Here is a 24,921-nt window from a genome sequence, read left to right on the forward strand (position 1 = left end):
GGGCGGCGCGGGACCGAGGACGGTGCGGGCGGGCGCCACGGGGGCGCCCCGGCCCCGCTTCCCGTGCGCGGTGCCCAAGAGGCACGGCCCACACCCGCGGGAGCCGCGCCCGGCATCGGTGCCGAGGACAGGGCGGCGGTGGAGGCGCACACGGGCGTCCTGCCCACACCGCGCGGCGGCCCGGTCCGGGGCACGATGGACAAGCCCCGGCTGCCCCGTCGGCGCGCCCAGGAGCACATCGTGCCGCAGCTGCGCGGCGGCCCGCTGCCCCGCCAGGAGAGCGACACCGTCGCCGGTCACGACCCCGGCCTGATGGCCGCCTTCCAGCGCGGCATCGGACTCGCGGAGGCCCAGCAGAGCCTGGAGTCCGAGCATCAGGAGCCCGCGTACGAGAACACGGCGTACGAGAACACGGCGCACGGGCACATGGGTTCTGCCCACATGGATGCCGGACACATGGATGCCGGACACATGACGGGCGCGCACCTGCCGGTGTCCGCACCGGGACCGACCGAGCCGACACGCGCACGTCCGGAACACCGCCCTCCCGACGGCACGGGGTCACAGCACACGGGCCGGGAGCACACGGGCCAGCCGCACAGGGGGGCGGACTACACGAGGCCAGGCCACACCGCCCAGCCCGCCACCACCCCGCTTTCAACCCCCGCCCCCGCCACCCCGCTCCACCCGGCCCCGGACCCCGCGTCCCCGGCCCCCATACCCCAGGCGCACGCCCACGCGCCCGCAGTCGACGGCGTTCGCGGCACCGGCCGGACCGAGGGGAGCGCCCCGGCCGGATGACCGCCTCCGCCCCCGCACCCGTACGACGCACCCCCACCCCCAGCGCTCCCGCTGATCCTCGTACCCCAAGGAGTCGATCCACCATGGCGAGCGATGCGCCGACCGTCCACGCCTCCGACCTCGACTGGCTGCTGAGCGGCCTCGTGCAGCGCGTACCGCACACCACCAGCGCGGTCCTGCTGTCCTGCGACGGGCTGGTGAAGTCCGTGCACGGCCTGGACGCCGACAGCGCCGACCACATGGCCGCCCTGGCCTCCGGCCTGTACTCCCTCGGCCGCAGCGCGGGCGTCCGGTTCGGCGACGGCGGGGACGTCCGCCAGGTCGTCGTCGAACTCGACGCGACCCTGCTGTTCGTCACCACCGCCGGCTCCGGCACCTGCCTCGCCGTGCTGGCGGGCCGCGAGGCCGACGCCGCGGTGCTCGGCTACGAGATGGCGATGCTGGTCAAGAGCGTCCGCCCCTACCTGGTCACCGCGCCCCGGCAGCACGCCGTCGAATCCACGGCGACGAGGCCCTGAGCGTGGCCGCGGCCGGCGACGGGCCCTGGCTGGACGACGCGGCCGGACGGCTCGTACGGCCGTTCACGGTCAGCAACGGCCGCACCGAACCCAGCATCGCCCTCGACCTGATGTCGCAGGTGATGGCCACCGGCGTCACCCCGCTGGGCTACCTCGGCCCCGAGCACGCGCAAGCGCTCGACCTGTGCCGCGCGCCCGTCTCGGTCGCCGAGGTCGCCGCCCAGCTGAAACTGCCCGCCGTGGTCACCAAGGTGCTGCTCTCGGACCTGGTCGACTGCGGCGCGCTGACCACCAAGCCGCCCGTGTACCACCACACTCCCACTGACCGGTCTCTGCTGGAGGCAGTGCTCGATGGACTACGACGACAGCTCTGACCCGTTCCCGACCGCGCTCAAGATCCTGGTGGCGGGCGGGTTCGGCGTCGGCAAGACCACCTTCGTGGGCGCGGTCAGCGAGATCGCGCCGCTCAGCACGGAGGAGCTGCTCACCACGGTCAGCGTCGGCACGGACAGTCTCGACGGCGTCGAGAACAAGATGGAGACCACGGTGGCCATGGACTTCGGCCGGATCACCCTCGATCCGCACCATGTGCTGTACCTGTTCGGCACGCCGGGGCAGGAGCGGTTCTGGTTCATGTGGGACGAGCTGTCCGAGGGCGCGCTCGGCGCGGTCATCCTCGCCGACACCCGGCGCCTTCAGGACTGCTTCGCCGCCGTGGACTTCTTCGAGGAACGGGGGCTCGCCTTCATCGTCGCCCTCAACGAGTTCGACGGCGCCCACCGCTACGACCCCGAGGAGGTCCGGGCCGCCATCGACCTCGACCCGGAGATCCCGGTGGTGCGCTGCGACGCCAGGATCTCCAGCTCCGGCGTCCAGACCCTGCTCGTCCTCGTCCGCCATCTCCTCGCCCACGCCCCGGCGACCGCGCCCAGCCACGGCGCCCACATGTGATTCCGCCCTACGCCCACGGAGCCCCTATATGAGGTACGCCCACAGCGACGGAGCCCGGCCATGAGCTACGAGCCGCCCCGGCCCATCCGGGGTCTGCTGCTCACCCCCGAGGACAAGGAGGCCCCCGCCCGTGTCCACCGGTTGCGCCGGCTCGGCCTGGCGGACCGCCCCGACCCCGGCCTCGACGCCTTCGCGGGCCACCTCGCGCAGCTCACCGGCGCGCCCTACGCCATGGTCAACTTCATCGGCGAGGACCACCAGTTCTTCGCTGGCCTGAGCGCCCCGGCCACCTCCCCGGTCGTGCGCGACGACGGCACCAGGGCCGAGATCGGCCGGGTGCTGCCCCGCGACCACGGCTTCTGCCCCCATGTGGTGGTCCGCCGCAAGGCACTCGTCCTGGAGGACGTCCGCGACTACCCGCGGTTCGCGTGCAATCCGGTCGTCGACGGCTACGGCATCCGCTCCTACCTCGGCGCCCCGCTCATCGACAGCTCCGGCATGGCGCTCGGCACCGTGTGCGCGGCCGACACCGCGCCCCGCGCCTGGGGCAGACCCGGCCTGGAGACCATCAAGGCGCTCGCCGCCGATCTCGTCGTACACCTCGAACGGAGTAGGCAGGACGGACTTCCTCTCTGACCCGCGGGACACCCGCGCGGGGCGGCGTGCCGGGCGTTTCCGGGGGGCGTGTAGGAAAGCTGAGGCGCCGGTTAAGAAAAGCTCGATGGACCCGGGCCCCCGCGTACGGCAGATTGCAGGGTGATTCCACCCCTCAGACCCGGTGCGGGCTCCTTCGGCATGCCCGCGGCCCGGGCCTCACCCACAGGAGCCGTAGCGTTGAAGGCGCTGGTCAAGGAGAAGGCGGAGCCGGGACTCTGGCTGACGGACGTCCCGGAGCCCGCCATCGGCCCCGGTGACGTACTGATCAAGGTCATGCGGACCGGTATCTGCGGCACGGACCTGCACATCCGGTCCTGGGACGGCTGGGCCCGGCAGACGATCCGCACCCCGCTCGTGCTCGGCCACGAGTTCGTCGGGCAGGTCGTCGAGACCGGGCGGGACGTGACCGACATCCGCATCGGCGACCGGGTCAGCGGGGAGGGCCACCTGGTGTGCGGCAAGTGCCGCAACTGCCTGGCCGGCCGCCGCCACCTGTGCCGCGCCACCGTCGGCCTCGGCGTCGGCCGCGACGGCGCGTTCGCCGAGTACGTCGCCCTGCCCGCGTCCAACGTCTGGGTGCACCGCGTCCCCGTCGACCTCGACGTCGCCGCGATCTTCGACCCGTTCGGCAACGCCGTGCACACCGCGCTCTCCTTCCCGCTGGTCGGCGAGGACGTGCTCATCACCGGCGCGGGCCCGATCGGCCTGATGGCCGCCGCCGTGGCACGGCACGCCGGCGCCCGCAACGTCGTCGTCACCGACGTCAGCGAGGAGCGCCTGGAGATCGCCCGCAAGATAGGGGTGAGCCTCGCCCTGAACGTCGCCGAGTCCACCATCGCCGACGGACAGCGCGAACTCGGGCTGCGCGAGGGCTTCGACATCGGCCTGGAGATGTCCGGCCGGCCCGAGGCCATGCGCGACATGATCGCGAACATGACGCACGGCGGCCGGATCGCCATGCTCGGCCTGCCCGCCGAGGAGTTCCCGGTGGACTGGGCCCGGATCGTCACCTCGATGATCACCATCAAGGGCATCTACGGCCGGGAGATGTTCGAGACCTGGTACGCGATGTCGGTGCTGCTGGAGGGCGGCCTGGACCTCGCGCCCGTGATCACCGGCCGGTACGACTACCGCGACTTCGAGGCGGCCTTCGCCGACGCCGCGAGCGGCAGGGGCGGCAAGGTCATCCTGGACTGGACCGCGTAACCCCCTTCACCCGCAAGCACCTTCAGGTACTCAGGAGCACCCTCATGTTCGACACCGTCCGCGACGATCTGCGCGCCACCCTCGACGAGATCCGCGCCGCCGGCCTGCACAAGCCCGAGCGGGTCATCGGCACCCCGCAGTCCGCGACCGTGAACGTCACCGCCGGCGGCCGCCCCGGCGAGGTCCTCAACTTCTGCGCCAACAACTACCTGGGCCTCGCCGACCACCCCGACGTGATCGCCGCCGCCCACGCCGCCCTGGACCGCTGGGGCTACGGCATGGCCTCCGTCCGCTTCATCTGCGGCACCCAGGAGGTGCACAAGGAGCTGGAGGCCCGGCTGTCGGCGTTCCTCGGCCAGGAGGACACGATCCTGTACTCCTCCTGCTTCGACGCCAACGGCGGCGTCTTCGAGACCCTCCTCGGCGAGGAGGACGCGGTGATCTCCGACGCCCTCAACCACGCCTCCATCATCGACGGCATCCGCCTGTCCAAGGCCCGCCGCTTCCGCTACGCCAACCGTGACCTCGCCGACCTGGAGGCCAAGCTGAAGGAGGCGTCCGACGCCCGGCGCCGCCTGATCGTCACCGACGGCGTCTTCTCCATGGACGGCTACGTCGCCCCGCTCGCGGAGATCTGCGACCTCGCCGACCGCTACGACGCGATGGTGATGGTCGACGACTCGCACGCCGTCGGCTTCGTCGGCCCGACCGGCCGCGGCACCCCCGAACTGCACGGCGTGATGGACCGCGTCGACATCATCACCGGCACCCTCGGCAAGGCCCTCGGCGGCGCCTCCGGCGGTTACGTCGCCGCCCGCGCCGAGATCGTCGCCCTGCTGCGCCAGCGCTCCCGCCCCTACCTGTTCTCCAACACGCTCGCCCCGGTGATCGCCGCCGCCTCCCTGAAGGTCCTCGACCTGCTGGAGTCCGCCGACGACCTGCGCGTCCGGCTCGCCGAGAACACCGCGCTGTTCCGCCGTCGGATGACCGAGGAGGGCTTCGACATCCTCCCCGGCGACCACGCCATCGCCCCCGTCATGATCGGGGACGCGGCGAGGGCGGCCCGCATGGCCGAACTGCTGCTGGAGCGGGGGGTCTACGTGATCGGCTTCTCCTACCCGGTCGTCCCGCAGGGCCAGGCCCGCATCCGCGTCCAGCTGTCCGCCGCGCACTCCACGGACGACGTCGACCGCGCGGTCGACGCCTTCGTCGCGGCGCGCGCCGAGCTGGCGGCCTGACCAGGGCGGACGCCTGGGATAATGGGGGCATGATCGAGGCACGGCGGCTCCACATCCTCCGTGCGGTGGCCGACCACCGCACGGTCACCGCGGCGGCCGCCGCGCTCTACCTCACCCCGTCCGCCGTCTCCCAGCAGCTGACGGCCCTGGAGCAGGAGACCGGCCACCGCCTGGTCGAGCGCGGCGCCAAGGGCGTACGGCTCACCCCGGCGGGCGAGATCCTGCTCAGCCACACCAACGCGGTCCTCGCCCAGCTGGAGCGCGCGGAGGCCGAGCTGGCCGCCTACGGCTCGGGCGAGGCGGGCACGGTCACCGTGGCGGCCTTCGCGACCGGCATCGCCCAGGTCGTGGCCCCGGCCGTGGCCCGCCTCGCCCACCACGCGCCCGGCATAAGGATCCGTGTGCAGGACGCGGAGGGCGACGCCAGCCTGCCCATGGTCCTCGACCGGCAGGTCGACGTCGCGGTCGCCGTCGAGTACCGGGGCGCGCCGCCCGCCGACGACCCCCGCCTGACCCACGTCCCGCTCTACGCCGAGCCGTTCGACGCCGTCGTACCCCTCGGGCACCGCCTGGCGGACGCCCCCGAGGTCCCCCTCGCCGAACTGGCCAAGGACCCCTGGATCGGGCCGTACCCCGGCAACCCCTGCCACGACGTGGTCGTCCTCGCCTGCGAGAGCGCCGGCTTCCAGCCCCGCCTGGAACACTCCTCCGACGACTTCCGGGCCGTCGTCGCCCTCGCCTCGGCCGACGCGGGCGTGGCCCTCGTCCCGCGCTCCGCGCTGCGCGGCATGGACCTCACCGGCGTGGTCGTCCGCCCCGTCGACGGCGTCGCCCCGACCCGCCGGGTCTTCGCCGCCGTCCGCCGCGGCGCCGAGGGACACCCGCTGATCCGCCCGGTGCTGGAGGCACTCGGCGAGGCGGCACAGGCGTGAGGCTTCCGTAACACCGTCGTCTCATATCCGGGATAGCGTCCCGGATATGAGAAACGAGGACGCTGTCGATCTCCTCATCGGCGCCCGGCTCGCCGAACTGCGCGCCCAGCACGGCTGGTCCCTCGGGGAACTGGCGGAGCGCAGCGGAGTCAGCCGGTCCACGCTGTCCCGTGCCGAACGCGCGGAGACCAGCCCCACCGCCGCCCTGCTGAACCGGCTCTGCCACGTCTACGGCCGCACCATGTCCCAGCTGCTCAGCGAGGTCGAGGCGGCACCGGCCCCGCTGGTCCGGGCCGCCGACCAGCAGGTGTGGGAGGACCGGGCCTCCGGCTTCGTCCGCCGGTCCGTGTCACCGCCGTACACCGGCCTGCGCGGCGAACTGGTCGAGGGCCGGCTCACCCCGGGCGCGGACATCGCCTACGACCGCCCGCCCGTGCCCGGCCTGGAACAGCACCTGTGGCTGCTGGAGGGAGCCCTGGAGGTGACCGTCGGGGACCGGGTCCACCGGCTCGACGCGGGGGACTGCCTGCGGATGCGGGTGACCGGCGCGACCCGCTTCCGCTGCGCCGGTCCGGGCGAGGCGCGGTACGTGCTGGCGGTGGTGCGGCCATGACGCCTCACGGGGACACGGCGACGAGGGTGGAGCGCTGGGACGGCACCCGCGTACGCGACCGCGCCGACGACCTGGCGGCACTGCTGACCGACACCGTGGCATCCGGCGCCTCCGTCGGATTCCTCGCGCCGCTCGGCCACGCGGAGGCGGTCGCCTGGTGGCGGGAGCGGGCGCAGGCCGCGGCGGCGGGCCGGCTCGCCGTCTGGGCGGCCCTCGACCCCGCGGACCGGGTGACCGGGACCGTCAGCCTGGTCCAGCCCGACAAGCCGAACAGCCGGCACCGCGCCGAGCTGGTCAAGCTGATGGTCCACCGCTCCGCGCGCGGACAGGGCCTCGGCCGCCGGCTCCTCGCCACCGCCGAGCGGGCCGCCGCGGCCGACGGCCGGACCCTGCTCCATCTCGACACCGAGACGGGCAGCCCCGCCGAGCACCTGTACCGCTCGGCCGGCTGGACCAGGGCCGGGACCATCCCCGACTACGCGGCGAGCCCGGCGGGCCTGTTGCGGCCGACGACGCTGTACTACAAGCGGCTCGGCGGGTGAGGGACGGAGGCTGACGCACCGGGGGCGGCCGGGAGGGGCGGCTGTCAGCGGCAGGAGCTACCGTGCGGGGCATGCCGGATGCACACGACGTACGCCGAATCGCCCTGTCCCTGCCGGACACCACGGAGAAGATCGCCTGGAGCATGCCCACGTTCCGGGTCGCCGGGAAGATGTTCGCGACCCTCCCCGAGGACGAGACGTCCATCGCCGTGCGCTGCCCCAAGGAGGAGCGCGACGAACTGGTGCTGGCCGAGCCGGAGAAGTTCTGGATCGCCGACCACGAGGCGCAGTTCGCCTGGGTGAGAGCGAGACTCGCCGCCCTGGAGGACGAGGACGAGCTGCGGGACATCCTGGCCGACTCCTGGCGCCAGGCGGCCCCGTCCCGACTCCTCGACGCCCATCCGGAGTTGGGGCTTGTGGCCGGGGACTGAAAAGCCCGGCGGGCGCGGCCGGGTGGTGGCATGATCCCGCCCCGGTGGGCGGGAAGAGGCCACGGCGTCGGACGGGAAGCGGCACGGACGGGGAACCGCCGGACCGGGGAGGGGATGGCTCGGATGACCGGAACGGACGCGCGGCGGGACGCCGCCGCTCAGGGCGTGCGCGAGGCGGCGGCCGGTGCCCCGGCGGTCTGGTCACGGGACTTCGCGCTCTTCTTCGTGGCCCGGGCCGTCGCCCGCCTCGGCGACACCATGCTGCCCGTCGCCCTGGCGGCCGGCCTGCTGGAACACGGGTACGGCGCGGGCGCGGTCGGCCTCGCCATGGCGTCCACGGCCGCCGCGTTCGCCGGACTGGTCGTCTTCGGCGGGGTCGTCGCCGACCGGTTCAGCACCCGCAGGCTGATGATCGGTGCCGACCTCGTCCGGCTCGGCACCCAGTCCGTCGCCGCCGGACTGTTCTTCACCGGGCACGTGGTGCTCTGGCAGATCTGCGCCATCGGCATCGTCAACGGCGTGGCCGGCGCGGTCTTCCAGCCCGGCGTCGCCAGCACCGTGCCCCGCCTCGCCACCGACATCCAGGGCGCGAACGGCGCGATCCGCATCGCCGAGTCCGCCGCCCAGCTCGCCGGTCCGGCCGTCGCCGGCGTCCTGGTGGGCCTCGCCTCGCCCGGCGGGGTCTTCGCCGCGCACGCCGCCACCTACGCGCTCAGCGCCCTGTGCCTGCTGCTCCTGCGGCTGCGCCCGCTCCCCGTCGCCGCCCGCGCCGCCACCGGCTCCGCCCTGCGCGCCTTCCGCGCCGATCTCGTCGACGGCTGGCGGGAGTTCCGCTCCCGCGCCTGGCTGTGGGGCGTGATCGCCGTCTGGTGCCTCTACATGATCGCCGTATGGGGCCCGACCGTGCCCCTCGTGGCCACCGAGGTCGTCCGGCACCACGGCCCCGGCGCCTACGGCCTGGTCAACTCCGCGCTCGGGGCGGGCACGGTGGTCGGCGGTCTGCTCGCCCTGCGGCTGCGCCCCCGCCGCATGCTCCGCGCGGGCGCGCTCTCCCTCTTCGCCTTCTTCGGCTTCCCTGCGACCGTCGGAGCGGGCCTCGGCGTGCCGGCCATGGCGGCCGGGGCCGCGGTCGCCGGCGCCGGGATGTCGTTCTGGGGCGTGATGTGGGCGACCACCGTGCAGACCCAGGTCCCGGCCGACGTCCTCAACCGCATCCACGCCTACGACGTGGCCGGCTCCCTCGCCATGATGCCGGTCGGCCAGGCGCTCGCGGGCCCGGCGGCCGCGTCCCTGGGCGCCGGCCACGTCCTGCTGACCGCGGCGGCGGTGAGCGTGGCGGTGGCGGCCATCCTGCTGGCGGTCCCCCCGATCCGCGACCTGGCCCGAGCCGACGCGAGGGCGTCCGCGGCGCCGTGAGGCGAGGGACCCGGTCCGGGCCGCGGGGCGGTCCGGGTGTGCCGACGTGCCCCGCTTCCCCGCACGCCGGGCACACGGGCGCAGCAGCTCACCCGCGTCCCGCCGTCACCCGCCCGGCGTCCAGGAAGTGCCCGATCCGTTCCCGCAAGGTCGCCGCGTCCAGGCCGTGTGCGCAGACATGTTCCTCGATCGTGCCGTAGCGGCGCAGTTCGCGGCGGGCGACGCCGAGGCCGAGCACCCGGTGCGGGACGTCGGTCAGGGCCTCGCTCACCGCGGCGGTCGACGTCCCGGCCAGGTACGGCTCGACCAGCACGACGTCCGTGCCCGCCGCCTCCGTCGCCCGGCGCAGCCCGGCCGCGTCGAACGGCCGTACGGTCGTCGCGTACAGCACGGTCAAGTCCAGGCCCTCCGTCGCCGTGAGGACGGCGTCGAGCAGGGGGCCCACGGCGATCACCACGCCCGAGCGGCCCTCGCGGACCGGGACGAAGTGCCGGCCGTCGATGATCCGCCCCTGCCGGTTGGACTGGACGGACAGCCGCACGTACACCCGGTCGTCGCCCGCCGCGACCGCGTGGTGCAGCAGCGCCTCGGCCTCGTCCGGGTGCCCGGGCACGTGCACGGTCCAGCCGTCCAGCGTGTCGAGGAGAGCCACGTCGCCCGGGGCCATGTGCGTGAAGCCGCCGGCCGGCCAGTCGAAGGAGGCGGCGGCACTCACCAGCACCGCGCCCGTGCCCTGATGCCCCAGGTCCAGCTTGACCTGCTCGAACGGCCGCTCCACGAGGAAGCTGGCGAAGGTGTGCACGACCGGCCGCAGCCCGGTGAGCGCCAGCCCCGCCGCCGCGCCGACCAGCAACTGCTCACGGATGCCGACGTTGATCACCCGGTCGGGGTGCCGGCGCTCGGCCTCGCGGAACCCGTCCCGGCCGATCTCGGCCAGGACGACCGCGACCCGGGGGTCCTCGTCCAGCAGCCGGGAGACGACGGGGGCGAAACGGTCACGCATGGTGTCCATCAGAGAGTCTCTTTCCGGGGGAGTCATTTCCGGGGAAGTCAGGCGTTCTTCGGCTCGACGCGGGCCACGACGACATGCGGGCGGCCGGGATGCGGCGCGCTGAACGCGCCGTACAGCGCCTCGTGGTCGCGCCCGTCGACGGTCACCGCGGACCAGCCCGCGGCCTCGAAGCGGGCGGCGATGCCGCCGGGCAGCGCATGGCTGGCGGAGGAGTTGTCGATCACGACCGTGTGCAGCCGGTCCAGTCCGGCGGGCCCCGCGAAGGCGATCGCCTCGTGGTTGCTGCCCTCGTCCAGCTCGGCGTCCCCGATCAGCACCCAGACCGCCGGATCGAGCCGGCCCTGCGCCCGCAGGCCCAGCGCGGTGCCCACGGCGATCGGCAGCCCGTGCCCGAGCGATCCGCTGCCGATCTCGGCCCCCGGCACCAGCACACGGTCCGGGTGGTGCCCGAGCGGGGAGTCGTAGGACCCGAAACCCGGCAGCCACTCGACGGGCAGGAACCCCTTCGCGGCCAGTACGGCGTAGTACGCCATGGGCCCGTGCCCCTTGCTCAGCAGGAAGCGGTCCCGGGCCGGGTCGTCCCGCCGGTCCGGAGCGACCCGGAGCACCCGGTCGTAGAGCACCCACAGCACGTCGAGCGTGGAGGTGGCGGCCGGTCCGTGCTTCTCGTCGCCGGTCATGAGCCCCATCAGACGGGGCAGGTCGTCGTAGCCGTACGTACGGCTCTGGTCCGTCGCGATCGTCATGCCGACGATCGTGCAACCTCAATCAAGCTTGAGGTCAACTGGGAAAGGGGCGCGCGACCACCGACCCGAGTGCGGTATTGTTTCACTGCGCGTTCGGCCGGGGAAACCCCAGGTCAAACGGCACCGGGACGTGGCGCAGCTTGGTAGCGCACTTGACTGGGGGTCAAGGGGTCGCAGGTTCAAATCCTGTCGTCCCGACTCGTAGGAGTCGTCAGGACAGAGGCCGTCTGCTCAGAGATGAGGAGGCGGCCTCGTCCGCGTCCCCGAAGACGACCGTGGCTCTGTCGGCGGGGCCGGCGATGTCCAGGCGCACCAGGACGTCATCGGCCTGGGCAGGGGCGCCGACCCCTGCCGCCGCCGAACCCGCCCCTACGGTCAGAACGTCAGGCCGACATGGGCCAGCGCCTGCTTCAGCAGGACCCCGTGGCCGCCCGGCATCTCGTTCTGCACCGCCGGGGAGGCGGCCTCCTGGGGGCTGAACCAGACGAGGTCCAGTGCGTCCTGGCGGGGCCGGCAGTCGCCGGTCACCGGCACGATGTAGGCGAGCGACACCGCGTGCTGGCGCGGGTCGTGGTACGGCGTGATGCCCGCCGTCGGGAAGTACTCCGCGACCGTGAACGGCTGGAGCGAGGCGGGGACGCGCGGCAGGGCGACCGGTCCGAGGTCCTTCTCCAGGTGGCGCAGCAGCGCGTCGCGCACCCGCTCGTGGTGCAGCACCCGGCCGGAGACCAGGGTCCGGCTGACCGTGCCGTCCGGGCCGATGCGCAGCAGCAGCCCGATGCTGGTGACCTCACCGCTGTCGTCCACGCGCACGGGCACGGCCTCGACGTACAGGATCGGCATCCGGGCCCTGGCCATCTCCAGCTCGTCCGTGGTCAGCCAGCCGGGCGTGGTCTCGGTCATGTCAGACATTGCTTGATCATACTTTCCGGGTGGGGCGCCCGCTGGAATCGCGGGCCGGTTCGGATACGGGCGGTCCGTACAGTCGGCGGGCGTTGTCGCGGCCCGTCCAGGCCGCGATCCGCAGGGCGTCGGCGAGGCTCAACTCGTCGGTGTCCACGCGCTCCTGCAGCAGATCGGCGAGGCCCTGCCGGAAGCACAGGGCACCCAGGTGGTGGAACTCGGCCACACCGTAGGCGTCGGAGCTGTACAGCAGTTTGCGGAACGGGGTGATCTCCAGTGCCTCCTCCAGCACCGCCCGGCAGCGGGCCGGTCCGGTGTAGTGCAGGGCGAGCCCGACGTCCAGGTACACCTGCTCGAACACCGCGGCCAGATAGGCGGCCTGGCGGTGGTACGGCCAGCAGTGCAGCAGCAGCACCGGGATCGTGCCGGCGGTCCGGTGCAGCCAGTCGGTGAGCAGGGCGGGGTCCGCGCGGTGCAGCCGTACGTCCGCGTCGCCGAAGCCGGTGTGCAGTTGCAGCGGCAGCCCCAGCTCGACGGCGGTCCACAGCAGGTGCCGGACCAGGACCGGGTCCGTGAGGCGTCCGCCCCGCGCCAGCCAGTGCCGGGCGGCCTGCGTCACCTCCGCGTCGGCCGGGCGCCCCGGGTCCAGGGCGAAACCCGTGCGGTAGGCGGCGATCGACTTCACGGCGACCACACCCGGCCGCCGTACGGCCTCCTCGGCGGCCGCGCGGAACACGGCCGCGTACTCGCCCGCCTCCACGCCCCGCGCCGCCACCGACTCCGCGATCTGCTCCAGCCGTACGACCTCGCAGGCGGCGGCGCCGGCGGCCGCCGCCAGCTCGGCGGGGGTGGTGACCGGGTGCGGGGCGAATCCGGTGTCCACGCAGAACACCCCCGCTCCGGCAGCCGTGAGGAAGCGGCGGTTGACCTCCCGCCAGCCCAGCTCGGCGCGCCGGGCCACGTAGTCGGCGGGCGGCGCGTGCCGGGGGAGGTCCAGCAGGGGCGCGCAGTGGCGGCGGACGGCCACGCCGACGGGGCTGTCGAAGGGGGAGACGTCCGGCCAGGCCGCGCCCTCGGTGATCAGGGACGCGAACTCCTCGCCGGACAGGTCGGCCGTGACCGCGCCGTGGCAGTGGTGGTCGACGAGCGGCAGCGCGGCGAGGGCCTCGTGGACCGGTCCGGGTGCGGCCATGGTCAGTACACCCAGCGGTAGGCCGCCGCCACCTGCTCGGGGCCGAGCCCGTCGACGGCCGCCACCTCGCCGAGCCGCACGGCGATCACCGCGTCGGCGAGGACCGGGCCCAGCGCGGCCCGCGGCACCGGGTCCGCGCGGAACTCCTCCACCGCCTCCGGCAGCGACCGCGGCAGCCGCCGTACGCCCAGGGCCGCCGCCTCGTCGGGGCCGAAGCGGGCCGGGTCGCCGGTGATCTCGTCGGGCAGCGTGCGGGCCGCCGTGACGCCGTCCAGTCCGGCGGCGATCACACAGCCGAGGGCCAGATACGGGTTCGCGGCCAGGTCGACCGGTTTGACCTCCATGTTGGCGTCCTGGTCGTGGCGGCCCGCCGTGCCCGTGACCATCCGCAGCGCGGCCTCCCGGGTCTCGCGGCCCCAGGCGGTGAACACCCCGGCCCACTGGGACGGCTTCAGCCGCAGATAGCTGGCCGGGCTCGGGGCGGTGACCGCGGTCAGGGCCGGGAGGTGGGCGAGAACCCCGGCCGCGAAGGACTCCGCCTCGGCCGTCATGCCGTACCGGCGCTCGCCGCCCGCGTGCAGGTTGACCCCGTCGCGCCAGCAGGACAGGTGCAGATGGCCGCCGTTGCCGACGCCCTCGGCGGACACCGCGGGCGCGAACGACACGCGCAGGCCGTGCCGCCGGGCCACCGCCCGGATCGTCTGCCGGACCAGCACGCTGAGGTCGGCCGCCGCCACCGGGTCCCGGGCGCCCACCGAGATCTCGAACTGCCCGGGCGCGTACTCGGGGTGCAGCTGGTCCACGTCCACGCCCTGCGCGGCGCACGCGGCCAGCAGATCGGCGGTGTAGTCGCTCAGCCCGACCTGCCGGATCGCCCCGTACGCCGGGCCGGAGACGGCCGGTACGAACTCCCCGGCGGGCGCCGAGTCCAGCCCGACGGACCACTCGATCTCGATCGCCGCCTTGAAGGCGAGGCCGTGCCGTTCGGCGGCCTCGGTGACGATCCGCCGCAGAAAGGTCCGGGCACAGGCGGGGTGCCGTGCGCCCTCCTGGGTGATCCGGTCCACCGGCGCCCACGCCCAGCCGGGCTGCCCGGCCAGCGCCACCAACCCGTCCAGGTCCGGGTAGAGCCGGAGGTCGCCGTCGGGTGAGCCGAGCACGTCGGTGGTGACGATCGAGTCGTGGGCGAGGAAGGTGTCGAACACCGGGGACATGCCGACGCCCCAGGACACGGCCGCCTCCAGCCGCCCGGTGGGGATCGTCTTGACCCGGCAGACGCCCGCGGTGTCCACGTACGCCAGCACGATGCCGCGCACGCCACCGGCGGTCAGGTCGGTGGTGAGGCCTGCGACCCGGCGCAGGTCCCCGGGACGGCCGCCGGGCACGGGGTCGGCGAAAGTCGTCATACGTCCTCCTCGGCGGGACAGGACCGCGCGCGGCCGGGGTCAGGGTTTCACGGCCACCGCGCCGAACTGCGGCACCGGGGCGGCGGACGCCGACTCGGCGCGCCACTGCGAGCACGGCACCAGACCCGGCTCCACCAGGTCCAGGCCCTCCAGGAACCCGGCGATCTCGGCGCGCCCGCGGGCGGTGATCGGCGGGGTGGCGTGGGCGTTCCAGAACTCCATGGCGGCCACGTTGCCCTCGCCGCCCACGTCGGGGTCGTACGTCGGATGGGTGAGGACCAGGTGGCTGCCGGGGGGCACCGCCGCCATCAGCCGCCGCACGATGTCCCGGGCCTCGCCGGTGTCCAGCACGAAGTTCAGGATGCCCAGCATCAGCACTCCGACCGGCCGGGTCAGGTCCAGGGTCTCCGCGGCCCGCCGCACGATCCGGTCCGGGTCGTGCGCGTCGGCGTCGATGTAGTCCGTGACGCCCTCGGGGGAGCTGGTGAGCAGCGAGCGGGCGTGGACGAGCACGATCGGGTCGTTGTCGACGTACACGATCCGGGACTCGGGGGCGATCCGCTGCGCTATCTCGTGCGTGTTGTCGGCCGTCGGCAGGCCCGTGCCGATGTCGAGGAACTGCCGGATGCCCCGCTCGGCGGCCAGGAAGCGCACCGCCCGTCCCAGGAACTCCCGGTCCGCGCGCGCCACCGCCCGGATCACCGGGAACATCCCGGCGATCCGCTCGCCCACCCGCTGGTCGACCTCGTAGTGGTCCTTGCCGCCGATCCAGTAGTTCCAGACCCGGGCGTTGTGCGCCACGGTGGTGTCCAGCCGTGCCGATCCGGCTCCCGGGGAGTCGACCTCGCTCACCTGTCCGCCCCTCTCACGTGCGGTTCTCCGCCGTCATTGTGCCCCCCGGTGATCGCGCTGTCCCGGGAAACGGGAACGCCGGGCGGTTCCGGACACACGCGCGTCGTGCCCCCGGCGGTTCGGGCAGGGCTTGGCTTCGCCGCCGGCGGCCCCGGTCGAGTGCTTCGCCTGCGGCGGTCCTGGGCGCTTGTGCGCGCCTTGGGGAGCCTGGCCTGCGGGGCGCGCTGGCCTTCGGCGGTTCCGGTCGAGTGCTTCGGCTCGGGCGGTCCTGGGCGCTTGTGCTCGCCTTGGGGGGCCCGGTCTGCGGGGCGCGCTGGCCTTCGGCGGTTCCGGTCGAGTGCTTCGGCTCGGGCGGTTCCGGGTGCTTGTGCTTTGGCTCGGGGGTTCGGGAGAGGCTCGATCTTCGCCTCCGGCGGTCCCAGCCGAATGCTTCGCCTGCGGCGGTCCTGGGCGCTTGTGCGCGCCTTGGGGGGGCCCGGTCTGCGGGGCGCGCTGGCCTTCGGCGGTTCCGGTCGAGCGCTTCGGCTCGGGCGGTTCCGGGCGCTTGTGCTTTGGCTCGGCGGTTGCGGTCTCCGGGCGTCCTGACCTCACGCGGTTCCGGTCGAGCCGCGCCCCCGGCGGTTCCGGGCAGGTCTGCGCCCCACCCCCAGGCGGTTCCGGGGTGCCGGGGCGCATGAGGAACACTGGACCGGTACCCACGCCCCCGACCGGAAGCAGGACATGCCCGCCACGCCCGCGCCCCTCCTCGACACCTCCGGCCTGCCCGCAGGCCGCGCCGACATCCGGCTGATCGTCACCGACATGGACGGCACGCTGCTGGACGACGCCAAGCGGATCCCCGACGGGCTGTGGCCGATGCTCGCCGAACTGCGCCGCCGCGGGGTGCTGTTCAGCCCGGCGAGCGGACGCCAGTACGCCACCCTCTTCCGGCAGTTCGAGGACGTCGCCGAGGGCATGGTGTTCATCGCGGAGAACGGCACGTACGTGGTCCGCGACGGCGTGGAGCTGAGCTCCGACCCGCTGGACCGGTCCGTCGCCGCCGGGGTCGCCCGGACGGCACGGCGGCTGGTCGCGGACGGCGCGGACGTCGGCGCGGTCGTCTGCGGCAAGCGGGCGGCGTACGTCGAGCGGACCGACGAGGCCTTCCTGGCGGAGGTGCGCAAGTACTACGTCGAGCACCGGATCGTCGAGGACGTCACCGCCGTGGACGACGAAGTGATCAAGGTCGCGCTGTTCGACTTCGGGTCCGCCGAGCACACCACCGCCCCGGCCCTCGCGGAGTTCGCCGCCACCCACCAGGTCGTCGTCTCCGGCGAGCACTGGGTGGACGTGATGAACCGCACAGCCGACAAGGGCACCGCCCTGCGCGGCCTCCAGCGGGCGTTCGGCATCACGCCCGCCCAGACCATGGTGTTCGGCGACTACCTGAACGACCTGGAGATGCTCGACGCCGCCGAGTGGTCCTTCGCCATGGCGGGCGCCCACCCCGAGGTGATCCGGCGGGCCCGCCACCTGGCTCCGTCCAACAACGAGGACGGCGTGCTGCGGACCGTCGCCCGGGTGCTGGGCCTGCCGTACGACGGGGTCAGGGTTTGACCGCGACTCCGCCGTACAGCGAGACCGGCCCCTCGGGCGCTCCCTCGGGCCGCCACTCGGCCACCGGCACGATGCCCGGCTCCAGCAGCTCGAGTCCCTTGAAGAAGGTGCTCACTTCGGCGTGCGTCCGCGCCACCAGGGTGACTCCGCCGGCCGCGTAGGCCGCGATGCCCCGCTGGACGTTCTCCGGTTCGAAGTCGGCCGTCATGGTGGACAGCACCAGGCAGCTGCCCGGCGCCAGCGCGCCGACGAGGGTGTCCACCAGGCCGTGGGCGCCGTCGTCGTCGGCGATGAAGTGCAGCAGGGCGATGAGGGAGAGGGCCACCGGCCGGCCGAAGTCCAGGACGCGGGCGGCCTGTTCCAGGATCGCGCGCGGCTCCCGGGCGTCGGCCTGGACGTACTCCGTCACGCCCTCCGGTGTGCCGCGCAGCAGGGCGTTGGCGTGGGCCAGCACGATGGGGTCGTTGTCGACGTACATCACCCGGGCGTCCGGGGCCGCCGACTGGGCGATCTGGTGCAGGTTGGGCTCGGTCGGTATGCCGGTGCCGATGTCCAGGAACTGGCGGATCCCCCGCTCCACGGCCAGCATCCGCGTGCTGCGGCGCATGAACGCCCGGTTCGCGCGGGCGGCCTTCGGGGCACCCCCGTCGATCGCCGCGATCCGCCGGCCCAGCTCCTCGTCGACCGGATAGTTGTCCTTGCCGCCGAGGAACCAGTCGTACACCCGGGCCGGATGCGGCCGGGTCGTGTCGATGCCGTCCTGGATGCCCGGCCCGGTCCCCGTCACGTGATGCTCCTCCACGGCTTCGGTCCCGGTGGTCACTCCGGGACGTGCGGGGAGCAGTCTGACACGATCACGCGGCCCGGCGCAGACAGTCTTCGGCCACCTGTCGGTCGAGCGCCGCCCGGACCAACGCGGCGGCCAGCACGGCCGGTTGGGTGTCCCCGGCCAGCCCGGTCAGCTTCTCCGGGTCCTTCGGCAGGCCGAGCCGCCCGGCCCCGGCCAGCGCCTTGCCGTCCAGGTAGGGCGCGACGTCCGGCCAGACCCGCTGCGCCTCGCGCAGGAAGATGTCGGCGCCGGCCGGTCCGATGCCCGGCTCCTCCTGGAGCAGCCGTTTCAGCTCGCCGGTGTCGCCGTGCGCCTCCCGGTGCAGCCGGCGCAGGTCGCCGCCCCAGCGCTCGGTGAGCAGTGCGGCGCCGTCGCCGAGCTGGGTCGCGGTGCGCTCGTCGTACCGGCGGTAGCCGCCCCGGCCCAGCGCGTCCACCCGCCGCTGCCAGTCGGTGTCGGCCATCCGGCGCGGGCTGTCCAGGTGGTCCTCGTGCAGGGCCCGGGCGGCGGCGACCGCCACGGAGGCCCGGATCCGGGCGCTGAGCAGCAGGGACAGCACGAGGAGCCGGTACAGCGGCTGAGGGGTGTCCTTCAGCCGGATGCCGGCCTCCTCGGCGTACGTCCGCCCGTACGCGGACACCAGCTCGCGCAGGACCCGTTCGTCCCGGTCCATGGTCGGGCTCCGGCTAGGGCTTGAGCGGGTCGTGGCCCAGCGTCATCAGCCGGTGCCGGCGCCGGGTGTCCTCCGGCGTGCTCTCCGGCTCGGGTTCGTTCTCCGGGTCGACCAGGTCACCGACCGTGTCGACGACCTTGTACATGATCCGCACGTCGTCGTCGGTGAGGTCGGTCCGGCGCTTCTGCAGGATGGCGAGGACGTGCTGCCCGGTGGGCGTGCCCGCCTCCTCCGGCAGCGGTTCCGTCTCCTCGCCTGCGTCCCGGACCTTCAGCCAGGCCGCGAGTTCCGCCGAGGTCATGTTCACCACGCGGTGGAAGTCCTCCCACAGCGCCTCGATCTCCAGGGCGTCGGCCATGGGTCTGTCCCTTCCGTACGGGAGTGGCTGTACTAGCGGGCCGCGTCGTCGCGCGGGTGGTTCTCGGCCTCGAACATCCAGCGCTGCTTCTCCAGGTCGGCCGTGATGGAGATCAGCAGGTCCTGGGTGACCGGGTCGGCCTTCTCGGTCGCCTCGATGCGCTCGCGCAGCCGGCCGATGGCCGCCTCCAGCGCCGACACCATCAGCTCCACGGCCTCCGTGTCGCGCAGCCAGCCGTCCTTGGCGCCGGGCAGCGCGAAGGTCGCGGCGATGGTCTCCGGCCGGCCGTCCGGCGGCACGCCCAGCGCGGCGGCACGCTCGGCCACCGTGTCCGAGTGGCTCCGGGCCGCGGCGACCACCTCGTCCAGCTGGAGGTGGATCGACCGGAAGCGCGGGCCCACCACGTTCCAGTGCGCCTGCTTGCCGATCAGCGACAGCCCGAGCAGGTCCACCAGGGTGTCCTGGAGGGCGGTCCCGGTGACGCCGAGCGCCTCCTCGGGCAGCGTGCTCTTGACCACGGTCATGGTCCGTATATCCCCTTTCGGCAGCTGTCCACGGTCATGTCCGACAGGGCGGGTGCCCGCTGCGCGCACGAGCAAACGGGCTGATCAGCGGGGCAGCACCCGGTCCAGGAAGGCCAGGACCTCCGCGAAGACGTCCTCCTTGCACGTCTCGTGGAACACCTCGTGCCGCGCCCCCGGGAAGATCCGCGCGGTCAGCCGGCCGCCGCTCAGCCGCTCCACGCCGGTCCGGCTCCCGGGCAGCGGCACCAGCCGGTCGTCGTCTCCGTGCAGCCACAGCAGCGGCAGCGCGCCGACGTCACCGCCCCGGGCGACGGTGTCGAGCGTCCGGGCGAACGCCTCCACCGTGGGCCGTTTCATGGGCCCGTACCAGACCAGCGGATCGGCCGCGTACGCGGCGCCCACGGCCGGGTCCCGGGAGAGCGCGGACGGGCTGACCGGGACGTCCGGGATCTCGTCCAGGGCCAGCAGCCGCCCCGGCAGTTCCCAGGCGCCGATCACCGGACCGGACAGGATCAGCGCGCTCAGCCCGTCGCCGTACCGCTGGGCGTAGCGGGCCGCGATCAGCCCGCCCATGGAGTGGCCGACCAGGACCAGCGGCAGGCCGGGGTGCGCCGCGCGGGCCGTGTCCGCCACCGTGCGCACGTCCGTGACCACGTCCTCGAAGTCCTCGATCAGCACCCGCTCCCCGGCCGACCGGCCGTGGCCGGTGTGGTCCGGCGCGTACACGGCGGCGCCGTGGGCGGTGAGCCGGGCGGCGAGCCCCGCGTACCGGCCGGCGTGCTCGCCGTAGCCGTGCGCCAGGAGCGCCAGGTAGCGGGGGGCCGGGTGCGGCCACTCGTGCACGGCGAGGGCTCCGTGCGTGCCGTCGAGGACGTGCGCGCGGACGTGGGGCATCTCTCCTCCAGCTGCCTCGGGGAAGGTCCTGCGGATCTTCCCAGTGGGGCGGTCGGGGGTCTATAGTCCAAAACTAGCAGTGCTAATTAATGCTGCCGCACAGCGTGAACAGCTGTCGCGAGGTCCGTGCTGATCCACAGCGTCGTAGGTCAGGAGTCCCAGCCGTGCGTCCCGTCCACTTCGCGGCCGCCCGCCGCACCCCCATCGGCAAGCTGCGCGGAGCCCTCTCCCCGGTCCGCCCCGACGATCTGGCCGCGACCGTGATCCGCCACCTGGTGGCCGAGGTGCCCGCGCTCGACCCGGCCCGCATCGACGACGTCTACTGGGGCGCCGCCAACCAGGCCGGCGAGGACAACCGCAACGTCGCCCGCATGGCCGCCCTGCTCGCCGGACTGCCCGATTCCGTCCCCGGCGCCACCGTCAACCGGCTGTGCGCCTCCGGACTCGAAGCGGTCACCACCGCCGCCCGGACCATCGCCGCCGGCGAGGCCGACATCGTGATCGCCGGCGGTTCCGAGTCCATGAGCCGCGCCCCCTTCGTCCTGCCCCGCCCCGACGAGGCCCTGCCGCAGCGCGTCGAGACCCACGACACCCGGCTCGGCTGGCGGCTGGTCAACCCCGCCATGAAGGAGCTGCACGGCCTGCTGTCCATGGGGGAGACCGCCGAGGAGGTCGCCGCGCGGTACGGCGTCTCCCGCGCGCGTCAGGACGAGTTCGCCCTGCGCAGCCACCTGCTCGCCGCCGCCGCGCGCAAGAACGGCCACTTCGACGACGAACTCCTGCCCGTCGAGCGCCCCGACGGCATCGTGGTCGAGCAGGACGAGTGCGTCCGCGAGGACACCTCGCTGGAGAAGCTGTCCCGGCTCAAGCCGGTCTTCCGCGCGGACGGCACCGTCACGGCCGGCAACGCCTCGCCGATGAACGACGGCGCGGCCGGCCTGCTGCTGGTCAGCGAGGAGGCCCTGAACGAGCTGGGTCTGGAGTCCCTCGGACGCTACATCGCGGGCGCCTCCGCGGGCGTCCACCCCGACGTGATGGGCATCGGCCCGGTCCCCGCCACCCGCAAGGCGCTGACCCGGGCCGGCTGGGAGATCGGCGACGTCCAGGAGGCCGAGTTCAACGAGGCGTTCGCCGCGCAGGCACTCGCGTGCGTCGACGAGCTGGGCATCGACCCCGAGCTGGTGAACCCCACCGGCGGCGCCATCGCCCTCGGCCACCCCCTCGGCTGCTCCGGCGCCCGCATCCTCACCACCCTGCTGCACCGGATGCGCCGCACGGGCGCGCGGCGGGGGCTGGCGACGATGTGCGTGGGGGTGGGGCAGGGGAGCGCGGTGCTGGTCGAGAGGCACTAGAGACCCTTCAACGGGGGCTCCCCGCACGGGGATCCGGTACACGAGCCGCAGCAAGGAAACGGAGCACCACTCCATGGCCACCCTGTCCGTCGCCGCCATTCTCGCCGAGAACGCCCGGCGCCGCCCCGCCGGGACCGCCCTCGTCGAAGGGGACCTGCGGCTCACCTTCGCCGACGTGTGGCGGCGCGCGCTGGCCCAGGCGGGCGCGCTCGCCGGGCTCGGCGTACGGCCCGGCGACCGGGTCGCCCTCATGGCGCCCAACACCGCCGACTTCCCGGTGGCGTACTACGCGATCGCCGCGGCGGGCGGGGTCGTCGTCCCCGTGCACCTGCTGCTCTCCGCCGGGGAGGTCGAGCACGTGCTGCGCGACAGCGGCGCCACCCTGCTGCTGGTCCACCCGGCCCAGGCGGAGACCGGCACGGCCGCCGCACGCGCCACGGGCGTCCCGGCGGTCACCCTCGGCACCGAGTTCGAGAAGCTCGTGGCCGACGCCGACCCCCTCCCGTCGTACGTCACCCGGGCCGCCGACGACCCCGCGGTGATCTTCTACACCAGCGGGACGACCGGTGTCCCCAAGGGCGCCGTCCTCAGCCACTTCCACCTGGTGATGAACGCGACCGTCAACGCCTTCGACGCCAACGACATCCGCGCCGACGACATCGCCCTCGGCGCGCTGCCGCTGTTCCACGCCTTCGGCCAGACCGTGTCGCTCAACTCCACCTGGCGGGCCGGCGCCACGCTCGTACTGCTGCCCCGCTTCGACGCGGCCCGCGCCATCGACCTCATGGTGCGCGAGGGCGTGAACACCTTCCACGGCGTGCCCACCATGTTCGTCGCCCTCGCGGCGGCCGCCGCGGACGCCGAGCGGCTCCCGGCGCTGCGCGTGTGCGTCTCCGGCGGGGCCTCGCTCCCGGTGGCCGTCCTGGAGCGGTTCGAGGACGCCTTCGGCGCGAAGATCTACGAGGGGTACGGCCTGTCGGAGACCTCGCCGACCGCCACCGTCAACCAGCCGGTGTTCGGCACGAAGGCCGGCACCATCGGCCACCCGCTGTGGGGCGTCGACGTGGAGATCGCCCGCGCCGAGGCGGAGGGCCGGATCGAGCTGCTGCCGCCCGGCCAGGTGGGCGAGGTCGTCATCCGCGGCCACAACGTCTTCTCCGGATACCTCGGCCGCCCCGAGGCCACCGCCGAAGCCCTGGTGGACGGCTGGTTCCGCACCGGCGACCTCGGCGTCAAGGACGACGAGGGCTTCCTGCGGATCGTCGACCGGAAGAAGGACGTCATCATCCGCGGCGGCTACAACGTCTACCCGCGGGAGGTCGAGGAGGTCCTGATGCGCCACCCGCAGGTCGCCCAGGTCGCCGTCATCGGCCTGCCCGACGACCTGCACGGCGAGGAGGTGTGCGCCGTCGTCGTGCCCGCACCGGGCACCGCGCCGGACGCCGCCGCGCTCACCGAGTGGTCCAGGCAGCACCTGGGCCGGCACAAGTACCCGCGGCGGGTGGAGCTCGCGGACGCGCTGCCGCTCGGGCCCAGCATGAAGGTGCTCAAGCGGGAGCTGCGCGCGCGGTACGCCGGCCGGTAGGCGGGAGACCCGCCGCGTACCGGGACCGACCGGCGAGACGCTCCTTACGCCCGGCCCATGCGTGTGCATAGCATCGGTCCCTCCATGAACACGATGACGCTCTGGCACACGTCCGGCTGGGGGTTCGCGGCGCTCGCCTTCGCGGCCCTGCTCGTCGGCTTCTCCAAGACGGCCGTCAGCGGGGCCAACACGGTCAGTCTCGCGATCTTCGCGGCGGTCCTGCCCGCCCGCGCCTCCACCGGCGTGCTGCTGCCCGTCCTGATCGCGGGTGACGTGCTCGCCGTCCTCACCTACCGGCGGCACGCGCACTGGCCCACGCTGTGGCGGCTGTTCCCGGCCGTCGCGGCGGGCGTGGTGGCCGGCACCCTGTTCCTCGTGTGGGCCGACGACGGGATCGTACGGACCTCCATCGGCGCGATCCTGCTGCTGATGGCCGGGGTGACGCTGTGGCGCCGGCGGACGGCCGGCGCCCCGCAGCCCCCGGAGGAGGCCGGCACCCGGGCGGGCCGCCTCAAGGCACGCTCCTACGGTGTGCTCGGCGGGTTCACCACGATGGTCGCCAACGCGGGCGGGCCGGTGATGTCCCTGTACCTGCTGTCGGCGGGCTTCCGGAAACTCGGCTTCCTCGGCACCTCCGCGTTCTTCTTCCTCATCGTGAACGTCTCGAAGGTGCCGTTCAGCGCGGGTCTGGGCCTGATCGACGGGCACTCGCTGCTCCTCGACGCCGCGCTCGTGGTGTTCGTGGTGCCCGGCGCGCTCCTCGGCAAGTGGGCCGTGGACCGGATCAACCAGCGGCTCTTCGAGCAGCTCGTCATCGCGGCGACGGTCGTGGGCGGCCTGCAACTGCTCCTGCGCTGAGCCGGCACCGGCCGCTACTTTGCCGGCCCCAGCAGCGCCGGGACGTCCGCGAAGGAGTCCAGGACGTGATCCGGGGCGCCGCTCGCGTCCTCGTGCGTCTCCGGCCGGTACTTGCCCGTCCTCACCAGCACCCCGGTCAGCCCGGCCCGCTGCGCCGCGAGCACGTCCGACTCGATGTCGTCACCGACCATCAGCGCCCGCTCCGCGCCCACTCCCAGCCGCGCCAGCGCCGCCTCGAAGAACGCCCGGGACGGCTTGCCCGTGACCTGCGCCTCCACCCGGGCCGCCCGCTCCAGCCCCAGCAGGAACGCACCCGAGTCCAGTTGCAGCCCGGCGTCGGTGCGCCAGTACAGATTGCGGTGCATGGCGACCAGCCGCGCGCCCCGCTGCAACGCGCCGAAGGCCCGGTTCAGCGCCGCGTAGTCGAACTCCGGCCCGGCACCGCCGACCACGACCACGTCGGCACCCTCCTCGACCAGCGTGACGTCGCCCAGGTCCGCCGCGATGTCCCCGCTGTTGAGCAGCAGGCACCGGGCGCCCGGATGGTGCTCGGCGAGATGGGCGGCGGTCACGGCGGGCGCGGTCAGGACGTCCTCCTCGCCCACGTCGAAACCGGCCTGCGACAGCGTCTCGGCGATCGACGCCCGGGTCCGGGAGGTCGTGTTCGTCACCAGGGCCACCGCGAACCCGGCCGCGCGGATGCCGCGCAGCGCCTCCACCGCACCGGGCAGCGGCCTCCACGACACGGTGAGGACCCCGTCGATGTCGATCAGGACGGCACGCACGGACGCCAAGGACTCCATGACCCGACGGTAGCGACCCGGGCGGCGGGCGGC

27 protein-coding genes, 1 tRNA gene and 1 pseudogene are annotated in these 24,921 nt (G+C 73.8%); 17 read left to right on the forward strand and 12 right to left on the reverse strand.

The features are described 5' to 3' along the window. The 12 genes and pseudogenes from ABZV94_RS17280 to ABZV94_RS17335 form a co-directional block, all read left to right on the forward strand. Positions 1-801: pseudogene (locus tag ABZV94_RS17280) on the forward strand (ATP-binding protein); the annotation flags it as partial. 83 nt (positions 802-884) lie between these two features. Then, positions 885-1,319, forward strand: coding sequence for a roadblock/LC7 domain-containing protein (locus ABZV94_RS17285; RefSeq protein ID WP_356341184.1), 435 nt, complete (start codon positions 885-887; stop codon positions 1,317-1,319). Between the two features lie 2 nt (positions 1,320-1,321). Then, complete coding sequence (locus ABZV94_RS17290; protein WP_030646844.1) at positions 1,322-1,693, forward strand: DUF742 domain-containing protein; 372 nt, start codon at positions 1,322-1,324, stop codon at positions 1,691-1,693. After that, a complete protein-coding gene (locus ABZV94_RS17295) occupies positions 1,671-2,270 on the forward strand; it encodes an ATP/GTP-binding protein (protein ID WP_356341185.1) in 600 nt (199 codons plus the stop codon). The genes ABZV94_RS17290 and ABZV94_RS17295 overlap by 23 nt, the downstream gene beginning before the upstream one ends. Before the next feature lie 60 nt (positions 2,271-2,330). Then, entirely contained in the window at positions 2,331-2,906 is a 576-nt protein-coding gene (locus ABZV94_RS17300; RefSeq protein WP_356341187.1) for a GAF domain-containing protein, read from the forward strand. Between the two features lie 198 nt (positions 2,907-3,104). Beyond that, on the forward strand, positions 3,105-4,133 hold the full coding sequence (tdh, locus tag ABZV94_RS17305; RefSeq protein ID WP_356341189.1) for an L-threonine 3-dehydrogenase: 1,029 nt from the start codon (positions 3,105-3,107) through the stop codon (positions 4,131-4,133). Positions 4,134-4,177: 44 nt separating this feature from the next. Then, positions 4,178-5,371 carry a glycine C-acetyltransferase gene (locus ABZV94_RS17310; protein ID WP_356341190.1) on the forward strand — a complete coding sequence of 398 codons (1,194 nt, stop codon included), beginning with the start codon at positions 4,178-4,180 and terminating at the stop codon, positions 5,369-5,371. Between the two features lie 29 nt (positions 5,372-5,400). Further along, complete coding sequence (locus ABZV94_RS17315) at positions 5,401-6,303, forward strand: LysR family transcriptional regulator (protein WP_356341191.1); 903 nt, start codon at positions 5,401-5,403, stop codon at positions 6,301-6,303. A gap of 46 nt (positions 6,304-6,349) precedes the next feature. Further along, the gene (locus tag ABZV94_RS17320) at positions 6,350-6,916 is read left to right on the forward strand and encodes an XRE family transcriptional regulator (protein WP_356341193.1); all 567 of its coding nucleotides are present in this window, start codon (positions 6,350-6,352) and stop codon (positions 6,914-6,916) included. After that, positions 6,913-7,458, forward strand: a complete 546-nt coding sequence (locus ABZV94_RS17325) for a GNAT family N-acetyltransferase (protein ID WP_356341194.1) — start codon at positions 6,913-6,915, stop codon at positions 7,456-7,458. Before ABZV94_RS17320 ends, ABZV94_RS17325 begins: the two co-directional genes overlap by 4 nt. A 71-nt stretch (positions 7,459-7,529) precedes the next feature. Then, entirely contained in the window at positions 7,530-7,889 is a 360-nt protein-coding gene (locus ABZV94_RS17330) for an MmcQ/YjbR family DNA-binding protein (RefSeq protein WP_356341195.1), read from the forward strand. A 123-nt stretch (positions 7,890-8,012) separates the two neighbouring features. Next, positions 8,013-9,305 carry an MFS transporter gene (locus tag ABZV94_RS17335; RefSeq protein ID WP_356341197.1) on the forward strand — a complete coding sequence of 431 codons (1,293 nt, stop codon included), beginning with the start codon at positions 8,013-8,015 and terminating at the stop codon, positions 9,303-9,305. An 88-nt stretch (positions 9,306-9,393) separates the two neighbouring features. Here the strand turns inward: ABZV94_RS17335 and ABZV94_RS17340 are convergent, their stop codons facing one another. Further along, entirely contained in the window at positions 9,394-10,317 is a 924-nt protein-coding gene (locus ABZV94_RS17340; protein ID WP_356341198.1) for a transketolase, read from the reverse strand. A gap of 38 nt (positions 10,318-10,355) precedes the next feature. Continuing rightward, positions 10,356-11,063 carry a transketolase gene (locus ABZV94_RS17345; protein WP_356341200.1) on the reverse strand — a complete coding sequence of 236 codons (708 nt, stop codon included), beginning with the start codon at positions 11,061-11,063 and terminating at the stop codon, positions 10,356-10,358. Between the two features lie 124 nt (positions 11,064-11,187). On the opposite strand from ABZV94_RS17345, the gene ABZV94_RS17350 reads away from it, so the two are divergent. Then, positions 11,188-11,261: transfer RNA gene (locus ABZV94_RS17350), tRNA-Pro, on the forward strand. A 177-nt stretch (positions 11,262-11,438) separates the two neighbouring features. Here the strand turns inward: ABZV94_RS17350 and ABZV94_RS17355 are convergent. From ABZV94_RS17355 to ABZV94_RS17370, 4 genes are read right to left on the reverse strand one after another with little or no spacing between them, the layout of a single operon-like run. Continuing rightward, positions 11,439-11,966: an NUDIX hydrolase family protein gene (locus ABZV94_RS17355; RefSeq protein ID WP_201842046.1), complete on the reverse strand. Its 528-nt coding sequence runs from the start codon at positions 11,964-11,966 to the stop codon at positions 11,439-11,441. 16 nt (positions 11,967-11,982) lie between these two features. Next, positions 11,983-13,158, reverse strand: coding sequence for an amidohydrolase family protein (locus ABZV94_RS17360; RefSeq protein WP_356341201.1), 1,176 nt, complete (start codon positions 13,156-13,158; stop codon positions 11,983-11,985). Between the two features lie 2 nt (positions 13,159-13,160). Beyond that, a complete protein-coding gene (locus ABZV94_RS17365; RefSeq protein ID WP_356341202.1) occupies positions 13,161-14,564 on the reverse strand; it encodes a glutamine synthetase family protein in 1,404 nt (467 codons plus the stop codon). Positions 14,565-14,603: 39 nt separating this feature from the next. Beyond that, a complete protein-coding gene (locus ABZV94_RS17370) occupies positions 14,604-15,416 on the reverse strand; it encodes an SAM-dependent methyltransferase (RefSeq protein WP_356341203.1) in 813 nt (270 codons plus the stop codon). Positions 15,417-16,136: 720 nt separating this feature from the next. Here ABZV94_RS17370 and ABZV94_RS17375 point away from each other — a divergent pair. Further along, positions 16,137-17,012, forward strand: coding sequence for a Cof-type HAD-IIB family hydrolase (locus tag ABZV94_RS17375; protein WP_356341204.1), 876 nt, complete (start codon positions 16,137-16,139; stop codon positions 17,010-17,012). Here ABZV94_RS17375 and ABZV94_RS17380 read toward each other — a convergent pair. The 5 genes from ABZV94_RS17380 to ABZV94_RS17400 form a co-directional block, all read right to left on the reverse strand. Beyond that, a complete protein-coding gene (locus ABZV94_RS17380) occupies positions 17,002-17,799 on the reverse strand; it encodes an SAM-dependent methyltransferase (protein ID WP_356341205.1) in 798 nt (265 codons plus the stop codon). The genes ABZV94_RS17375 and ABZV94_RS17380 overlap by 11 nt on opposite strands. 67 nt (positions 17,800-17,866) lie before the next feature. Then, positions 17,867-18,514, reverse strand: a complete 648-nt coding sequence (locus tag ABZV94_RS17385) for an endonuclease (protein ID WP_356341206.1) — start codon at positions 18,512-18,514, stop codon at positions 17,867-17,869. A gap of 13 nt (positions 18,515-18,527) precedes the next feature. Continuing rightward, a complete protein-coding gene (locus ABZV94_RS17390; protein WP_356341207.1) occupies positions 18,528-18,872 on the reverse strand; it encodes a DUF3140 domain-containing protein in 345 nt (114 codons plus the stop codon). 32 nt (positions 18,873-18,904) lie between these two features. Beyond that, positions 18,905-19,396: a DNA starvation/stationary phase protection protein gene (locus tag ABZV94_RS17395; protein ID WP_356341208.1), complete on the reverse strand. Its 492-nt coding sequence runs from the start codon at positions 19,394-19,396 to the stop codon at positions 18,905-18,907. Between the two features lie 84 nt (positions 19,397-19,480). After that, the gene (locus ABZV94_RS17400; RefSeq protein ID WP_356341209.1) at positions 19,481-20,290 is read right to left on the reverse strand and encodes a lysophospholipase; all 810 of its coding nucleotides are present in this window, start codon (positions 20,288-20,290) and stop codon (positions 19,481-19,483) included. A gap of 164 nt (positions 20,291-20,454) precedes the next feature. Between ABZV94_RS17400 and ABZV94_RS17405 the strand changes: the two genes are divergently transcribed. The 3 genes from ABZV94_RS17405 to ABZV94_RS17415 all read left to right on the forward strand — a co-directional run bounded on the left by ABZV94_RS17405 (position 20,455) and on the right by ABZV94_RS17415 (position 24,085). After that, positions 20,455-21,642: a thiolase family protein gene (locus tag ABZV94_RS17405; protein WP_356341210.1), complete on the forward strand. Its 1,188-nt coding sequence runs from the start codon at positions 20,455-20,457 to the stop codon at positions 21,640-21,642. 73 nt (positions 21,643-21,715) lie between these two features. Beyond that, positions 21,716-23,227, forward strand: coding sequence for a long-chain fatty acid--CoA ligase (locus tag ABZV94_RS17410; RefSeq protein WP_356341211.1), 1,512 nt, complete (start codon positions 21,716-21,718; stop codon positions 23,225-23,227). Between the two features lie 84 nt (positions 23,228-23,311). Beyond that, positions 23,312-24,085 carry a sulfite exporter TauE/SafE family protein gene (locus ABZV94_RS17415; RefSeq protein WP_356341212.1) on the forward strand — a complete coding sequence of 258 codons (774 nt, stop codon included), beginning with the start codon at positions 23,312-23,314 and terminating at the stop codon, positions 24,083-24,085. Between the two features lie 14 nt (positions 24,086-24,099). Here the strand turns inward: ABZV94_RS17415 and ABZV94_RS17420 are convergent, their stop codons facing one another. Continuing rightward, positions 24,100-24,879 (reverse strand): TIGR01458 family HAD-type hydrolase, encoded by a 780-nt coding sequence (locus tag ABZV94_RS17420; protein ID WP_356341239.1) that lies wholly within the window; start codon positions 24,877-24,879, stop codon positions 24,100-24,102. Positions 24,880-24,921 lie beyond the last annotated feature (42 nt).

The organism is Streptomyces sp. NPDC004658 (genome assembly GCF_040609555.1).
Taxonomy (GTDB): Bacteria; Actinomycetota; Actinomycetes; order Streptomycetales; family Streptomycetaceae; genus Streptomyces.

Bases quoted from the DNA above. Each gene is read 5' to 3' on its own strand.
- ABZV94_RS17315 (WP_356341191.1), top strand. From the start codon at position 5,401: ATGATCGAGGCACGGCGGCTCCACATCCTCCGTGCGGTGGCCGACCAC.
- ABZV94_RS17410 (WP_356341211.1), top strand. From the start codon at position 21,716: ATGGCCACCCTGTCCGTCGCCGCCATTCTCGCCGAGAACGCCCGGCGC.
- ABZV94_RS17300 (WP_356341187.1), top strand. From the start codon at position 2,331: ATGAGCTACGAGCCGCCCCGGCCCATCCGGGGTCTGCTGCTCACCCCC.
- ABZV94_RS17385 (WP_356341206.1), bottom strand. From the start codon at position 18,514: ATGGACCGGGACGAACGGGTCCTGCGCGAGCTGGTGTCCGCGTACGGG.
- ABZV94_RS17345 (WP_356341200.1), bottom strand. From the start codon at position 11,063: ATGACGATCGCGACGGACCAGAGCCGTACGTACGGCTACGACGACCTG.
- ABZV94_RS17375 (WP_356341204.1), top strand. From the start codon at position 16,137: ATGCCCGCCACGCCCGCGCCCCTCCTCGACACCTCCGGCCTGCCCGCA.
- ABZV94_RS17285 (WP_356341184.1), top strand. From the start codon at position 885: ATGGCGAGCGATGCGCCGACCGTCCACGCCTCCGACCTCGACTGGCTG.
- ABZV94_RS17415 (WP_356341212.1), top strand. From the start codon at position 23,312: ATGAACACGATGACGCTCTGGCACACGTCCGGCTGGGGGTTCGCGGCG.
- ABZV94_RS17295 (WP_356341185.1), top strand. From the start codon at position 1,671: ATGGACTACGACGACAGCTCTGACCCGTTCCCGACCGCGCTCAAGATC.
- ABZV94_RS17355 (WP_201842046.1), bottom strand. From the start codon at position 11,966: ATGACCGAGACCACGCCCGGCTGGCTGACCACGGACGAGCTGGAGATG.
- ABZV94_RS17390 (WP_356341207.1), bottom strand. From the start codon at position 18,872: ATGGCCGACGCCCTGGAGATCGAGGCGCTGTGGGAGGACTTCCACCGC.
- ABZV94_RS17320 (WP_356341193.1), top strand. From the start codon at position 6,350: ATGAGAAACGAGGACGCTGTCGATCTCCTCATCGGCGCCCGGCTCGCC.
- ABZV94_RS17335 (WP_356341197.1), top strand. From the start codon at position 8,013: ATGACCGGAACGGACGCGCGGCGGGACGCCGCCGCTCAGGGCGTGCGC.
- ABZV94_RS17400 (WP_356341209.1), bottom strand. From the start codon at position 20,290: ATGCCCCACGTCCGCGCGCACGTCCTCGACGGCACGCACGGAGCCCTC.
- ABZV94_RS17340 (WP_356341198.1), bottom strand. From the start codon at position 10,317: ATGGACACCATGCGTGACCGTTTCGCCCCCGTCGTCTCCCGGCTGCTG.
- ABZV94_RS17395 (WP_356341208.1), bottom strand. From the start codon at position 19,396: ATGACCGTGGTCAAGAGCACGCTGCCCGAGGAGGCGCTCGGCGTCACC.
- ABZV94_RS17365 (WP_356341202.1), bottom strand. From the start codon at position 14,564: ATGACGACTTTCGCCGACCCCGTGCCCGGCGGCCGTCCCGGGGACCTG.
- ABZV94_RS17325 (WP_356341194.1), top strand. From the start codon at position 6,913: ATGACGCCTCACGGGGACACGGCGACGAGGGTGGAGCGCTGGGACGGC.
- ABZV94_RS17330 (WP_356341195.1), top strand. From the start codon at position 7,530: ATGCCGGATGCACACGACGTACGCCGAATCGCCCTGTCCCTGCCGGAC.
- ABZV94_RS17360 (WP_356341201.1), bottom strand. From the start codon at position 13,158: ATGGCCGCACCCGGACCGGTCCACGAGGCCCTCGCCGCGCTGCCGCTC.
- ABZV94_RS17310 (WP_356341190.1), top strand. From the start codon at position 4,178: ATGTTCGACACCGTCCGCGACGATCTGCGCGCCACCCTCGACGAGATC.